14 protein-coding genes are annotated in these 14739 nt (G+C 50.0%); all 14 read right to left on the minus strand.

Annotation, left to right across the window (positions count from 1 at the left end):
* Positions 1 to 40: 40 nt before the first annotated feature.
* The 14 genes from HMPREF3090_RS00550 to HMPREF3090_RS00615 all read right to left on the minus strand — a co-directional run bounded on the left by HMPREF3090_RS00550 (position 41) and on the right by HMPREF3090_RS00615 (position 14528).
* Positions 41 to 292, minus strand: a complete 252-nt coding sequence (locus tag HMPREF3090_RS00550) for a YggT family protein (RefSeq protein ID WP_083272319.1) — start codon at positions 290 to 292, stop codon at positions 41 to 43.
* Positions 285 to 821: a cell division protein SepF gene (locus tag HMPREF3090_RS00555; protein ID WP_067972058.1), complete on the minus strand. Its 537-nt coding sequence runs from the start codon at positions 819 to 821 to the stop codon at positions 285 to 287. Before HMPREF3090_RS00555 ends, HMPREF3090_RS00550 begins: the two co-directional genes overlap by 8 nt.
* 10 nt (positions 822 to 831) lie before the next feature.
* On the minus strand, positions 832 to 1503 hold the full coding sequence (locus tag HMPREF3090_RS00560; RefSeq protein WP_067972061.1) for a YggS family pyridoxal phosphate-dependent enzyme: 672 nt from the start codon (positions 1501 to 1503) through the stop codon (positions 832 to 834).
* A 2-nt stretch (positions 1504 to 1505) separates the two neighbouring features.
* Positions 1506 to 2771 carry a cell division protein FtsZ gene (ftsZ, locus tag HMPREF3090_RS00565; RefSeq protein WP_070485703.1) on the minus strand — a complete coding sequence of 422 codons (1266 nt, stop codon included), beginning with the start codon at positions 2769 to 2771 and terminating at the stop codon, positions 1506 to 1508.
* A gap of 28 nt (positions 2772 to 2799) precedes the next feature.
* Positions 2800 to 4212 (minus strand): cell division protein FtsA, encoded by a 1413-nt coding sequence (gene ftsA, locus HMPREF3090_RS00570; protein ID WP_070485705.1) that lies wholly within the window; start codon positions 4210 to 4212, stop codon positions 2800 to 2802.
* A gap of 541 nt (positions 4213 to 4753) precedes the next feature.
* Complete coding sequence (locus tag HMPREF3090_RS00575) at positions 4754 to 6037, minus strand: cell division protein FtsQ/DivIB (RefSeq protein WP_067972068.1); 1284 nt, start codon at positions 6035 to 6037, stop codon at positions 4754 to 4756.
* A gap of 19 nt (positions 6038 to 6056) precedes the next feature.
* Entirely contained in the window at positions 6057 to 7160 is a 1104-nt protein-coding gene (murG, locus tag HMPREF3090_RS00580; protein ID WP_067972071.1) for an undecaprenyldiphospho-muramoylpentapeptide beta-N-acetylglucosaminyltransferase, read from the minus strand.
* Positions 7161 to 7178: 18 nt separating this feature from the next.
* Positions 7179 to 8576, minus strand: coding sequence for a UDP-N-acetylmuramoyl-L-alanine--D-glutamate ligase (gene murD / locus HMPREF3090_RS00585; RefSeq protein ID WP_067972075.1), 1398 nt, complete (start codon positions 8574 to 8576; stop codon positions 7179 to 7181).
* Positions 8577 to 8585: 9 nt separating this feature from the next.
* Entirely contained in the window at positions 8586 to 9533 is a 948-nt protein-coding gene (gene mraY, locus HMPREF3090_RS00590; RefSeq protein ID WP_067972077.1) for a phospho-N-acetylmuramoyl-pentapeptide-transferase, read from the minus strand.
* A 25-nt stretch (positions 9534 to 9558) separates the two neighbouring features.
* Positions 9559 to 11700, minus strand: coding sequence for a penicillin-binding protein (locus tag HMPREF3090_RS00595; RefSeq protein ID WP_070485707.1), 2142 nt, complete (start codon positions 11698 to 11700; stop codon positions 9559 to 9561).
* A complete protein-coding gene (gene ftsL / locus HMPREF3090_RS00600; RefSeq protein ID WP_067972082.1) occupies positions 11697 to 12122 on the minus strand; it encodes a cell division protein FtsL in 426 nt (141 codons plus the stop codon). The genes HMPREF3090_RS00595 and ftsL overlap by 4 nt, the downstream gene beginning before the upstream one ends.
* 25 nt (positions 12123 to 12147) lie before the next feature.
* Positions 12148 to 13104, minus strand: a complete 957-nt coding sequence (gene rsmH / locus HMPREF3090_RS00605; RefSeq protein WP_067972085.1) for a 16S rRNA (cytosine(1402)-N(4))-methyltransferase RsmH — start codon at positions 13102 to 13104, stop codon at positions 12148 to 12150.
* Positions 13105 to 13118: 14 nt separating this feature from the next.
* Positions 13119 to 13550: a division/cell wall cluster transcriptional repressor MraZ gene (mraZ, locus tag HMPREF3090_RS00610; protein WP_067972087.1), complete on the minus strand. Its 432-nt coding sequence runs from the start codon at positions 13548 to 13550 to the stop codon at positions 13119 to 13121.
* 600 nt (positions 13551 to 14150) lie between these two features.
* Positions 14151 to 14528 (minus strand): DUF3397 family protein, encoded by a 378-nt coding sequence (locus HMPREF3090_RS00615; RefSeq protein ID WP_067972090.1) that lies wholly within the window; start codon positions 14526 to 14528, stop codon positions 14151 to 14153.
* Positions 14529 to 14739: the final 211 nt, after the last annotated feature.

Genomic DNA, 14739 nt, shown 5'->3' on the forward strand with positions numbered 1-14739 from the left:
TCATCCGAGTCTAAACGCCAAGTCTCACACCCTTGCCCTTTTAATAAAAGATTGTCAGGCCGCGTTGGGCTAATTGGAGCACGAGCAGGCCAATGACTACATTGAAACTAATTCCTCCGAGTGAAGGAATGAAGGAATCAAAGAAGGAGATGTAGGGCTCGGCCAGGTTATTGATCAATTGTCCTAACTTGCTATCTCTTGCGCCGGGAAACCAGGAGAGAAGGGCATAAATAATGAGGACAAAGCTGTAGAGCTGGATCAGTTCTTGTAGTAACCAAATGATATTAGTCATGGATGTCTTGTTCCTCCTTGAAAGGGTCATAGCGGCGGTCGGACTCGTAGCGGTAGTGGCTCGGATCGACTTGGTCTTCGTAGACCCCTTGGATGTCAATCGTCGCCGGAACAGCTAGGAAGACATCCTGGCCAATCCGCTGCATGTCACCATGGATGGCAAAGACCACACCCGCGATATAGTCGATAAAGCGGCGAGCATCAGCATCATCCATCCGGTCAAAGTTCAAGATCACACCCTTGCCTTCTAGAAGAAGGTCTCCGATGCGCTCCGCTTCGCCAAAAATTCTCGGCAGGAAGATTTGAATCGTCTGTTGACTTGCTTGACGGCCCCCATCCATGCGAATTAGTTTTTGATTGGTCTTCTTTGCTTGGTCAGCCATCTGAACATCCTCCTCCGTTTCAAAATCTTCTCTAGCCAAGGCATCTGCTGCTTCTGGGGAAGCAGCTAGGTCATCGTCGAAGGCGTAGTCCTCCACCTCTTGGTCGTCATTGATAAAAATCGATTGCACAAAGTCTTTAAATGCCATAAATCCCCCATTATTCTTGGTACAAGGCAGAGCCAATCCGAACAAAGGTCGCCCCTTCAGCAACAGCCAAGGGATAGTCCGAACTCATTCCCATGCTCAGTTCCTGGCAAGGAGCATAACTGAGGTCTTTAGCTTGGACACTTTGCCCCAACTCACGCAAGCGGCCAAAGTAGCTATGGATGGCCTCATCGCTGGCATCATGGGGAGCCATGGTCATTAAACCGACCACTTCCACTTTGTCAAACTTGGCCAGGCCCTCGATAAAAGCTTCTAATTCTTCTGGAGCAATCCCTGACTTGCTTTCTTCCCCTGACACATTGACCTGGACGAAGCACTTGACGACATGGTCGGCCCGCTTTTGAATCTCTTTAGCAATCTTTAACCGGTCCAAAGCATGGAAGTAGTCCACTTCATTAATAACATCCTTGACCTTACGCGATTGCAAGGGGCCGATTAAGTGCCAGACACAGTCATCAGGCATAGCTGCCTTCTTCTCTAAAAGACCATCCACATAATTCTCAGCATAGTCTCTCAGGCCCACTTGGTAGAGGGACATGGTCTCTTCCACCGAATGGTACTTAGAAACACAAATCAGCCTGACATCCTTAGAGGACAAGGCTGATTCCTGCTGCACAGTTTGAATCCGTTGGCGAACGGCCTGTACATTATCTTGGTAGGTCATGCTTACCGACGACGCTTTCTGAAGAATGGTGGCGTATCTAATTCATCTTCACCTAGCTCATTACCATAGCTTTCGTTCGGTGCATTGTAGTTGTTGTAGTCATCTCCAGCTGGGCGACGGTTATCGCGTGGCGCTTCCCAGTCATCATAGTTATCTTGACGGCTTGGACGGGCTGGACGACTTGGGGCTTGTTTTTGCTCAAAGTGTTCAGGACGATTGCCATAGTCACGGCTGGCTGCGCTTTGGGCACCAGTCTTGAAGGCAGAGCTTTGACGGCTAGCTTTCTTTTCTTCATGGCGACGCTCTTCGTCAATCCCAGTCGCAATGACCGTTACAATGACTTCATCATCCAGGTCTTCATTGATTGTCGTACCAAAGATGATGTTCACTTCTGAAGAAGAAGCAGCAGAAACAATATCAGCAGCATCTTGAGCTTCGAAGAGGGTCAGGTCTTCGCCACCAGCGATGTTCAAAAGAATTTGTTCTGCCCCATCGATAGATACTTCAAGTAATGGCGATGAAATAGCCTTCTTGGTCGCGTCAGAGGTCCGGTTTTCACCTTGGCCAGCGCCAATCCCCATTAGGGCTGTCCCTTGGTCTTGCATCACGGTACGTACGTCCGCGAAGTCCAAGTTCACATAGCCAGGTGAGGTAATCAGGTCAGAAATCCCTTGAACCCCTTGGCGTAGAACATTGTCAGCTTCACCGAAAGCTTCCCGCATTGGGGTCTTCTTGTCAACGATTTCTAATAAGCGGTTGTTGGAGATTGTAACCAAGGTATCGACATGTTCCTTCATCTTGGCAATCCCTTCCGCAGCTGAGCGGCCACGCTTAGGTCCTTCGAAGGTGAAGGGACGGGTCACAACCCCTACCGTTAAAGCGCCTAATTCTTCTTTAGCGATTTGAGCGACGATCGGTGCGGCACCCGTACCGGTCCCACCGCCCATACCAGCTGTGATAAAGATAAGGTCTGCCCCTTGCAAAGCTTCACGGATTTGGTCTTCACTCTCTTCAGCGGCTTTGCGGCCAACTTCTGGTTGGGCCCCAGCACCGAGTCCACGGGCAATCTTAGGCCCGAGGTGGATCTTCACGTCAGCGCTTGAGTGCGCTAAGGCTTGGGTATCGGTATTCGCTACAATGAACTCTACCCCACGTACATTTTCTTGGATCATGCGGTTAACCGCGTTATTACCGCCGCCACCAACACCAATGACCTTGATGTTAGCGCCGCGTTCAAAATCTTGTAAATTGTCAAATTCTAAATCCATCTTTTATCCTCCTGAATCATTACTCGTCTTAGTTAAAGATATCTTCAAAAAAGCTCTTCACTTTATCAGCGAAGCCTTCATTGCCTTCTTTAGCCGCATGGTCGGCTGCTTGGCGAGTGCCCCTGCTTTCTTCTTCATGAAGCTCTTCTTCATAGCTAGCATAAGGCGCTTCAGGAACGCTCTCTGCTTGAACTTCATGGTCGACTTCCGGCTCGTAAGCCCGGACTTGAGGGCGGGTATAGCTTTCTTCCTCTTGCTTAGCTGCGTCCCGGCTCCGGTTGTCAAAGTTATAACCTTGGGCCACATGGTAAATTTCTTCGAGACCCGATGCGTATTCCACCAGGCCAACTGCCGTCGCGAACATCGGGTTGCGCAAACCTACATGCTCAGGAATATAGAAACGCACTTCCGTTCCAAAATACTCTGAAGCCAGGTCAATCACGCCAGGCAGAGCAGCAGCCCCACCCGTGATAACCACGCCACCAGGTAGGTCAAAGGCTTCGACTTGGTCTAAGGCACGTTTAATCGTTTCCAAAATTTGCATCACGCGAGCTTCGATAATTTCAGAAAGATAGTGTTCGTCTACCTTAGCGGGTTCTTTTTTGCCGATAATTTCAACCGGGAAAAATTCATTCTCGCTGGTATGGCGGGAATCCGCATAGCCGTATTCCAACTTAATCTGCTCTGCATTCTCGATGGTTGTGTTTAGGACAGTGGAGATATCCTTAGTGATATACTCCCCACCCTCTTGGTCGATGTAGGCAAATTTTAATTGCTTGTCATGGATAACGCTGGCGCTCGTTTGGCCACCACCCATATCGATAATAATCGTTCCGAAATCTCTTTCCCCTTCAGATAAGGCTGCAGCTGCTGTTGCTAGGGGCTGAACGACCAAGTCGGCAATATTCAAGCCCGCATTCTCAACACAGCGGCGAATATTGTGAATAATCGTCTTGGTCCCCGTAATCATGCTCGCATAGAGTTCTAAACGAACGCCAATCATTCCACGTGGGTCGCGGATGCCATCAAAACCATCAACCACGAACTCTTCAGGGATCACCGAAATGATCTCCCGTTCTGGTGGAACTGCACGTACTTTAGCTGCAGATAGGACATTGTTGACATCTTTATCCGTGATTTCACGGTTCTCATTTGCCACTGCAATCATCCCATAACAAGGTTCTATGTTCACTTGATTACATGGTACGCCAACAATGACGTTTTTGATTTCACAGTTTGACTTGCGTTCAGCTTGACGGACAGCGCTCTTGATGGCTTCGACCGTTTTGTCGATATCCACAATCACACCCCGGCTCAAGCCTTCTGAACGTTCACTCCCAACACCGATAACATTCAGGTGCTGGTTCACATATTCGGCAACAACAACTTTTACTGAAGTGGTTCCAATATCGAGACTCGCATAAACTTTTGGTTGCACCATGTAATTGAAACCTCCAAATTCTTTAATCAATAATCAAGATATGTCTATATCGCTTCTATTTTAACATAAATAAAGTAGCAAAAGCAGTAAACTTTTCCTAAATCAATGAAAGAAAAGAAAGCTAGCAAGTGCCGAGCTCTCCTCTTGATAAAGAGACTAGGACCTGCTCCAAAAGCCAATCTCCACTTTGCCTTCAGCGACAATAAATTTCCTTATCATCCCTTGCAAAGATCCAAGCCTGTTAGCTTTTGTCACACTTTCCTCTTCATAGAAGCTATAAATATCAGATTATAATCAAGTTTACCATACAGAAATACCTATAGCAATCAGAAGCAAGCGCCCCAAGAGGAAAAGCTAGGATTTGTCAAGAAATTAAAAATAAAGGATTTCCAATAAATTGTGCTGGTCAGCATTCGTTTCGCTGTTGTTCAAAAATAATTGATATAGACTTTTTGTTTACTTACCCTCAATATAAAAAATTAGAGGAGCAAATAAAAAAAGCGGAAAATTCCGCTTTCAAATGAATTAGCTAACCGATCTTCTATTGGGCCTGGCTTGAAGCTTGGCTGCTGGCCTGAGCTCCACTTGCTTGGCTAGCTGGTGCGACCTGGCTAGCCGGAGCCTGGTCAGGAGTCTCCTGGCTGGCCGTGCTCGCTGCACTGCCTGTGCCAGATGAATCGGATGTGCTGACCTGACTCTGGCTTGAAGCACTGGATGAGTGATCCGCTTCAGCACTTGCCTCTGCTTGGTCCCCCTCTGCCTTGACTTCAATTTCTTGCCGGTCCTCCTGGGCAGGCGATGGGTGGGCAGCTTCATAGACTTCCTTCTCTTCTGGACTCGCAAATGGATTATTGGCTGGTGTCAATTCGGTAAAGAAAATACCCAGGTCCATATCCAAGAGTCCTTTTTGCCCGTCCAAGATTTCCAGAACTTGGTCATAGTACTGGAGGTAGTCCACAAATTTCAGCATAAAGCCCGTAACAATATTCCCGTCCCGCATCTTTAGAGCGAGGTGGTTGGGGTAATCAGCCGTTGAGATATTGTGGATCGATCCAATCTGCTGGAGGATACGATCTGGCAGTTTGCCTAGCTGCTCCGCGAGTTTAAGGATCTGCCCGTCATCGAAGCCTTCAAAGACCGGCAATTGCTTGTCGGGTTCAGACAGGGCCTTATCCAAGATCATCTGGTTTTCTAAGACCGGATAGTAGAAGTCCTTCTTCTTCACGTAACCGACTACCCGGTGTTCTTGGACATTGATCAAGACATTGCGCTGGTCGTCCAATTGGATGTTCACGCTCTGAACTTGGGGATAGGCAGCATTAATCCGCTGCATGGCGCTTTCTTGGAGGGATTCCACCCGGCCTAGGCTCATGGAAGGATGGAGGCCGGATACCCGGACCAGGTCTTCTTCCTTGATCTGCCGCGTCCCCCGCACTTGGATGTTGCGCACATGATTGAGGGGCGAGGCCAAGTAGCTGGCGACTAAGAGAAGAAAGATAAAGAAGCCATAATAGGCCCAGCGTGTCTTAGCCGGTACCTTGGCTTTTTTCTTTTGCTTAGGCGGTTTAGGCTTGGCCTGGCCCTTGTCCTGACGTCCGAATTGGTCTTTGACCGACCGCCAAACTTTAATCCGCCGTCCCTGTTGCTTTGGCGCTTGGGGCTTTTGGGTGGCTGATCGGGCCTGCTTTTTCGGCTGGCCTGCAGAGCTTGCTTGCGACTGGTGCGAGGAAGCTGGCGACGGCTGGCCTTCCTCCCGGCCACTAACCCGGGATCTTGAGGGGTGTGCTTTATTTTTATAACGTCGTCTTTCTTTCTCCCAGTCCATGCTTTTCCCCCTTTAGGCTTTATTTTTCTTCGATGGCTGTCTCCAGGACCCGGCGGAGACGGTCCGCTGCATCTGGTACTCCGAGGAGTCGGGCTTGTTGGCTCATCTGTACCCGCTGGATGTCGTCGGCCATCAATTCGTCAATCATTTCCAGGAAGAGATCATTATTCAGGTCCTCTTCTAAGAGCATCTTGGCTGCCCGGTGGTCGACCAGGGACTCAGCATTGCGCTGCTGGTGGTTGCCCGTCACATTAGGGCTTGGAATCAGCAGGCTCGGCGTCCCCAGAGCCGTTAGTTCAGTTAAGGTCGTTGCCCCTGACCGGCAGACAACCAGGTCCACCGTATTAAAGAGTTGGGGCATGTTCTTGATATAAGGAACCACCTTGACATTGGTCAGCTGGTCCAAATGGTCAAATTCTTTTTGATAATCATCATAATAGATCTCACCCGTGGCGATCAGGACTTGGTAGGGCCGCTTGGTGAAAGCTTCCAGCGAGGCCATAACTGCATCGTTGATCCGCTGAGCGCCCCGGCTCCCCCCGAAGATCAGGAGCGTCGGACGATTGTTGACCAGCCCATATTCCGTCAAATCAACCTTGTCAGAGATAGCAGCCACTTCCTGGGCCCGGGGATTGCCGGTGTAGACAATCTTATGAGCATAGCGGCTAAAATCCGCCTTGACCCGGTCGAAGCAAATTGCAATCTTATCCACATAACGACTTAAAAACTTATTGGTAATCCCAGCTACTGAGTTCTGCTCATGAATCACGGTTGGCAGGCCCAAATGCGAAGCGGCGTAGAGGACAGGCGCGCAGACATAGCCCCCTGTGCCGACCACGACATCGGGCTGGAAGTCTTTTAAGAGCTTGCGGGCCGCTGAGACACTCTGGAGCATATAGAGAGCTGTCTTCAGATTATCCATTGACAGCGACCGTTTCAGGCCTTGGATCCGGACTGTCTTGAAGGGGATCCCCTGTTCTGGCACAATCTTGGCTTCCATTCCCTGGGCGGTCCCGATATAGAGGAATTCGGCATCTGGGTAATGGGCTAGTATATTCTTCTGTAAGGCGAGCGCAGGATAGATATGGCCTCCCGTTCCGCCACCCGATAAGACAACACGCATGCTTTCCATCCTTCCTAGTTAATGATCCTTTTTACTTTGGGCTAAGTGCTTGGCTGCTTGGACAAAACGCTCGCCCCGCATTTCGAAATTGAGGTACTGGTCCCAAGAGGCACAAGCTGGCGAGAGCAAGATCACATCGCCGGCTTGGCTCTGGGCATAGGCTAAGTCAGTCGCTTCTTCGATATTCTTGGCATGGACATAAGGGATTTCCATATCTTCAGCCAGCTTGGCAAAGCGGTCAGCTGTCTGCCCCATCACGACCATGGCCTTGACCTGGCCGAGTTCGGGCTTCAAGTCCTCTAAGCCAAGACCCCGGTCGAGGCCTCCTGCAACCCAAACGATAGGGGCTTGGAAGCTGCGCAAAGCTGTCTTCGCGGCATTGTTATTAGTTGCCTTGGAGTCATTATAGAAGCGACGACCTTGGTAGTCCAAAACAAATTGCATCCGGTGGGCTACCCCATGGAAGCTCTGGCAAGCGGCTTGAATGGCCGTATTGGAAACACCTAATAATTTAGCAATGGCCATCGCTACTAGGGCATTTTGGACATTATGGTCGCCAGGAATAAAGACCTGGTCCCGCTCGACAACGGCTTCTTCTCGCCACATCAAGCGCTGGTGAGCCCGATCGTACCAAGCTCCTTCCCGAGACTGACCCGTTAGTGAAACGGGAATAACTTGGGCTTGGGTCTCATGCCGCTTGTCCCAGAGCACTTCCTGGTCGGCGTTCAAAATCAGGTAATCGGATGCCTCCTGCTGGGCCGTAATCTGCCACTTGGCTTCCAGATACCCTTCGATACTGCCGTGGTAGTCCAAATGCGTCGGATACAGATTGGTAATAGCAGCAATCTTAGGCTTGAAGCTGCAGGTCCCCATCAATTGGAAACTGGAAAGCTCGAGCACCAAGCGATCGCTCGCCTTGGCATCCAGGGCCACATCCAGGGCCGCTAGACCGATATTCCCTGCCAGGTAGTTCTTGCCCGGCAAGTCCGTTGCAGCTTCTAGGATTTGGAAGGTCAAGGAAGCGGTGGTGGTCTTGCCGTTAGACCCCGTGATACCAATGATTTCAGCTGACGTCAGTTGGCCGACCAACTCAATATCCGTGTAGACCGGCAGGCCTTTAGCTTGGGCGGCCTGGACCATGGGATTACTATAGGGAATGCCAGGATTTTTGACCATAAAGGCAAAGTCTTCCTCCAGCAATTCCACCGGGTGCGAGCCCGCAATGACCCGGACATTCTCTTCGATCAGGGTCTGGGCTTCCTTATTTTCTTCTAAGGGCTTGATATCATTCACAGTGACAAAGGCGCCCAGGTCCGTCAGGTGTCTAACCACACTCATCCCTGTCATGGCCAGTCCTAGGACTAGGACTTTTTTATTTTTTAGCGATTCCCGATTAATTTCTAGTCTTTCTTCCATAATTTCCTCCTAGAAGATAGCGATGGCGATCAGTGCGCCGATAATTTGAACAGCCCAGAAGACTAGGTCGACCTTCCATTCGGACCAACCTAGCATCTCAAAGTGGTGGTGGATAGGACTCATCTTAAAGATCCGCTTGCCTGTCAATTTGAAAGAAGCCACCTGCAAGATCACGCTGGCCGTCTCTGCCACATAAATAATCCCAGCAAAGAGCAGCGTCCACGGGTTACCAATCAAAAGAGAGAGAACGGCGAGCACCGCTCCCAAGGCCAAAGAGCCCACATCCCCCATAAAGATCTTGGCTGGCTTCACATTGAAGAGGATAAAACCGAGCAAGGCGGCGATCATGGTCACACAGAAGAGGGCAATGCCTTGCTCGCCGGCTTGGAGAGCCATGGTCAAATAAGCAGCAAAAGAAATAATCCCACAACCTGACGATAGGCCGTCCAGCCCATCGGTAAGGTTAAAGGCATTGGAAAAGCCGGTGATCCAAAAAAGTAAGAAAAAGAAAATCAAGATGGGATGGCTCAGGCTGGCGATGTTGAAGATAGGGATTTCAACTTCCAAGCCAAAGAGGACAAAGATAAAGAACATCAGTGCCGAACCCAAGAGCTGGAGGACAAACTTCTGCTTGGAAGATAAGCCCTCATTTTGCTTCTTGAAAATCTTCAGAAAGTCATCCGCGAAACCAATTCCACCAAAGAAAAGGAGGGCGATGACAAGGGCCCAAGCACTGTTAGACCAGTGCTGTTGGACAATACTCATCATCAAGACAGTGAGCACACTGGCCCCCAAAAAGACCAGCCCCCCCATGGCTGGGGTCCCACTCTTGGCTTGGTGCCAGGCCGGCCCTTCTTCACGGATGGCTTGTCCAAACTGTTTCTTGTGCATGTACTTGATAAAGAAAGGCATGGCCAGCGTGGTGATGGCATAGCAGAAAATGAAACTTAATAGCATATCGAAACCCTTTCGTTGTTTTCAGTTAAGGTTGTTGGAGTTGTAGGAGGACTTGGTCGACTGATTCAATCGGTGTGTTCACGTCCACACTCTGACCGACGACGAGACCTTCGCCCTCAATCCGCACCGGGATATTGAGGAGCTTGGCTAGTGCCTCGCTCTCGTTGCGTGTCAGACCGCTAAAGTCTGGCAGGCGGACCCCTTCATCAGTCAAGAGATAGACCTTCTTAGCCATAGAATAGTTACTCCCTGGCTTAGGTGACTGGTCGATGACCTGCTTGCCAGTGCCCAGGACTTCCACCTTGAGGAAGCCGTGGCGCTCTAATGCTTGTTGGGCAGCGCCCGGATTCTTCCCGGTCACGTCGATCATCTCAGCCTGGTCATAGCCTCCTGTCTCAGCTAGCTTAGCATAATCTAGGGCCCGTGTTAATAGGGGAACAAAGATATCTGCTAGCATGACTGCCGGTTGCTTACCATCCCCTGCCATCTTCGGTTTTTTGATGGTGAGGTAGAGAATGTATTGGGGATTATCAGCTGGGGCAAAACCAACTACCGAATAGAGGTAGTTAAAGCCCCCACTCAGATAGGCCTGCTTGTCCGTATCATAGATTTCAGCCGTCCCCGTCTTAGCCGCAATCTCAGTGCCTTCCACGGCATACATTTGTCCTGTACCCTGAGGATCTTCGACCACCCGGCGCAGGTATTGGAGAGTCTTTTGGGCCGTTTCATTAGAGATTGGAGCGGCAATCTTCTCGGGTTGGACCACTTGCAAGTCGCCCTGGCTGTTTTCCATTCGGTCGATAATTTGTAGGCGCATCATCTCGCCCCCATTAGCAATGGCAGTGAAGGCCTGGACCATCTGCCAAGGCGTTACACGGAGGCCCTGACCGAAACCGGTTGAGACTTTTTCAATTTCATAGTCATAGGACATGGACCCTGCCACCTCTTCCTTGAAGACGGAGTTAGGTTTTTGCATGAGGCCAAATTCGTACATGTATTCCTTCCAAACATCATAGCCCATATCGCCCACTAATTGGACAAAGAGCACGTTGGAGGACCGGGCTACCCCGTCCAGCTGACTGATCATACCCCAGCCGACATGGTTGTAGTCGCGGATCACGCCACCATCCACGCTGATAGCTCCTGACATATAGGTCGCATTGGGATCAAAGACCCCTTCTTCAATGGCCGCTGCCAGGGTCAGGACCTTCATGGTAGAGCCCGGCTCGAAAGATTCTTCAACGAGCAGGTTCTTCCACATGGTATCCAACCCTTCCCGGGTCTGCGGGTTAAAGGTAGGGCGCTGGGTAGCCGCTGCGATCTTACCGGTCTTGGGGTCCACCAGCATGGCTGTTAGGTTCTCTGGCTTGTAGGTGTCATTGACCTGGGTCACCAGAGTCTCTAAATAGGTTTGCAAGCGAGAGTCCAGGGTCGTGTAGAGGTTCTGTCCATCCACAGGGGCGATTTGGTCATCTGCCGCCTCCTCTTCCTGGTCATTTTGCTCGGCCTTGCTGAAGCTCACATAGCCATTCTTGCCTTGGAGTTCCTGGTCCTTGTTCTTCTCCAGACCCAACTGGCCGACTAAGCGGTCATCCATAGCATTCTCAGCCTGCTTGAACTGGGCGTAGCCGACCAGATGGGAAGCAAAGACCCCATTGGGATAGGACCGGCTCGGTGTTTCTCTAAATTCAATGCCGGGGAATTTTTCCTGGCGGATGGCGTCCATTTGGGCATAGGAGAGGTCTGACCCGGCATTGCCGAATTCTACCTGGTTAACATTCTTGGTTGAGAGGATCTTCAGGATCTCTTCCTTATCCATATCCAAGTGCTGGCTCAAGACCTCAGCCGTATGGTCACGCGTTTCAGCGGTAACGTGTTCAGCGTCCTGCCAAGCCTCGGTCAAGACGGCATACAATGAATAAGAAGTAGCATCCAGGGCTAGGGGGTTGCCACCGATATCATAGATGGTCCCCCGTTTAGCCGTTAAGATACTACTTCGTTGATACATGGCTTGGGCGCTCTGCTCGAGGTCTACGCCATTGACATGGCCACCGAGCATAATAAAGGCAAATCTCAAGATCAAGCTAGCGAAGAGGACGGCAACAGCGATCAGCATCCAATGCAGGAATTGACGCCGCTCTTTTCTTTGCTCTTGACTTGTTTTCATTCTTCCACATTCCTTATATTGTCTTCATCCATGGTCAATCCTTGGTCTTTAGCAACCTCCATGACCCGGTCATAGTTGCCGAGTTCGTTGACCTTCTGTTGGATATTATTCTTATTATTCTGTACATCCGAAATTTGAGCCTGGATGCCTTTGAGTTCCTGGTCGGCCTGCATGTACTGGGCCTTGCTGGCAACGAGAAAGATCAGGCAGGCAGCGGTCACCATGAACATGCTGATCAATTTGATCCAGTCCGCCGTCGTCAGAAAACGCTTCTGACTGTGTACTTTATGGGCTGGCTTTTGGACCAGGTGAACCTGACTTTTCTTGGGGCTAGACGGCTGGTCCTCCAAGGGGGCCGCCTTCTCAGCTGGCATGGCATAGGCAAGACTGGCTTGTTCTGGGTGTAGTGCGAAGAGTCCCATGTTTTTTCTCCCTTCACGAGTGTGATTAATCGTTAATTCTTTCGATAACACGCAATTTAGCGCTTTGGGCCCGTGGATTATGGGCCAGTTCTTCTTTTGATGGATAGATTGGTTTGCGGGTGACCAAGCGGTAAGAGGCTTCTTCCAGATCCTGGGCGAGGATTGGAATATTGGCCGGTGGTTGGTCGACCGTCGAGGCGTCCTTGAAGAGCTGCTTAGCGATCCGGTCCTCAAGGGATTGGAAGCTAATGCAGGAAATCCGGCCACCGACCTTGAGCAAGTCTAAAGCCGCTTCCAAGGAATCTTCCACAGCTCCGAGTTCATCGTTAACTGCAATTCGAATGGCTTGGAAGACCCGTTTAGCCGGGTGACCGCCTTTACGCCGGGCAGGAGCTGGAATGGCTTCTTTAATGAGCTCGACTAATTCGCCGGTTTCCTTGATCCGGTGGTCCTGGCGGCGGCGTTCAATCTGCCGGGCAATCTGCTTGGCAAACTTCTCTTCACCATAGCGGTAAAAGATCTTAACTAGCTGGTCATAGGACCAGTCGTTGACAATATCTTCGGCCGTCAAAGGCGCTGTTTGGTCCATCCGCATGTCCAAGGGCGCGTTCTGGTGGTAGCTAAAACCCCGCTCGACTTGGTCCAGCTGGGGGGACGAGACGCCCAGGTCATAGAGGACACCATCCACACCGTCAACGTCCAAACGCGCCAATTCTTCCTTGAGATAGCGGAAGTTGCGGTGGATCAATTGCAGCTTGCCTTGGGCGATTTCCTCAGCAAAACGTTCTTCTGCATGTTGGATAGCTGTGAGGTCCTGGTCAAAGGCGTAGAGCCGGCCTTGGTCAGACAAGTAATCTAAAATCAGCCGGCTATGGCCCCCACCGCCCAAGGTACAATCCACATAGATGCCATCTGCTTTAACCTGCAGGGCCTCCACGCTTTCCTCACGCAGCACGGTAATATGTTTAAAGTCTTCTGTCACCCTAAGACCTCCTCCTATAAACCTAAGTCAAATAATTCTTCAGCAATATCTTCAAAGCTATCATCCAGTTCATCTTGGTAGGCCTGCCAAGTGTCGCTACTCCAGATTTCTACCCGGTCCATAACGCCCACAATCTGGCAAGCCTTCTCAATCTGGGCATGGTCCAATAAGACCTGGGGAATGTTAACCCGACCCTGCTTGTCGACCGAAACCTCAACCGCTGCTGAATAAAAGAAGCGGGTGAAGGCCCGGGCCTGGCGTTTCACCAAGGGCAGGTCCTTTAATTTCGACTGGATCTGCTCCCAAGTGGACAAGGGATAGGCGAAGATGCAGGCATCGAGCCCCCGGGTAAGCACAAAAAGCTCCCCTAATTCTTCCCGCAGTTTCGCTGGAATAATTAGACGACCCTTGCTATCGATATTATGTTTGTACTCGCCCATTAACATCTTATCGTCACCCTCAGCCTCAGCCCCGATTGTTTAAAGCACTTTTCAAAGATTTAATTCCTAAATTAAGTTAAGTTTACCATAATCTACCACTTTGCACCACAATTCTCCACAATTTTTCCCCTTTCGTGAACAGACTAAACAAAAGTTTAAAGATTGAGGGGGAAGATGCAAAGAAATACTTTAACAGGCTATTGGTGAGCGCGTTCCGCTTTTGAATTTAGCCCTTAAACGTTTAGAGGATCAACAACGGCTGAAGCCGTCTTGTACTTTATCCGTAAGTCGCTTTGCTCCAACGGCTAAAGCATGGCACCGGTTCGGGCCAAGGTCCCTCACCTAGCGAGCTTCAAACGGCTAGTACGGCCCTCAAAAAAAGGGCCTACTAGCCGTAATTCACATTGCTTGCTTGTTCATGGCTAAGTGCCAACTTCAAAGCTCCACTTCTGCTCATAAAGAAACACCAATAAGAAACAACCTTTTTGTTCAATCATTAAGTAATAAGTTGCCATAATAAAAGACCCCAAACCAAGAGCTAGTGGCTGCTGGTTTGGGGCCTTAGGGTTGGTGGATTTCAAGCGATTAAATTTTTAGATGATCGGCCTAGGCGAAGATCAAAGCGAAGATCCGATAGAAAACAAAGCCGTAATAGAGAAGGAAAACGATGATAAAGCTTAGGTTAGATAGCCGGCGCAGGAAGCGTCCCGGTGTGAAGGGCAGGTTATCGCGGAACTGGATGGCGAGGATGGCCAGGGCCAGAACAGAAACGATACCGAGCACAATAGGCAGGAAGGACCAGTGGAGGACCAACTGAGAGACGAGGTGGAAGCAGAGCCAGAGAATCGGATGGACCACATCAATCACCACTAAGTTAATGTGCTTGCCATCACTCAAATAAGGCTTCCCATATTTGGCCACCAAAATAATAGTGAGGATGGGAAGGATATAGAGAATAATTTCAAACCAAGTAAAAGCTTCCATGAGCAACACCCCGTCTTTTTTCTTTTATTTTAGCATACTTTTAATAAGGAATGTGGCAAAAGTCTGTAAGCACTTACGGTGACTTTCTTTAACTGGAGTAACCCTCACCCTAACAAAGTTGGATTTGCTCGCACAGAAGTAGCTCCCCTCATCATATCCAGTCGGGTTCACAAAGGGAGAAAGGGAGTGACTTCAGCAAAGTGGAACGATC

The organism is Aerococcus sp. HMSC23C02, assembly GCF_001806805.1.
Classification (GTDB): Bacteria; Bacillota; Bacilli; order Lactobacillales; family Aerococcaceae; genus Aerococcus; species Aerococcus sanguinicola.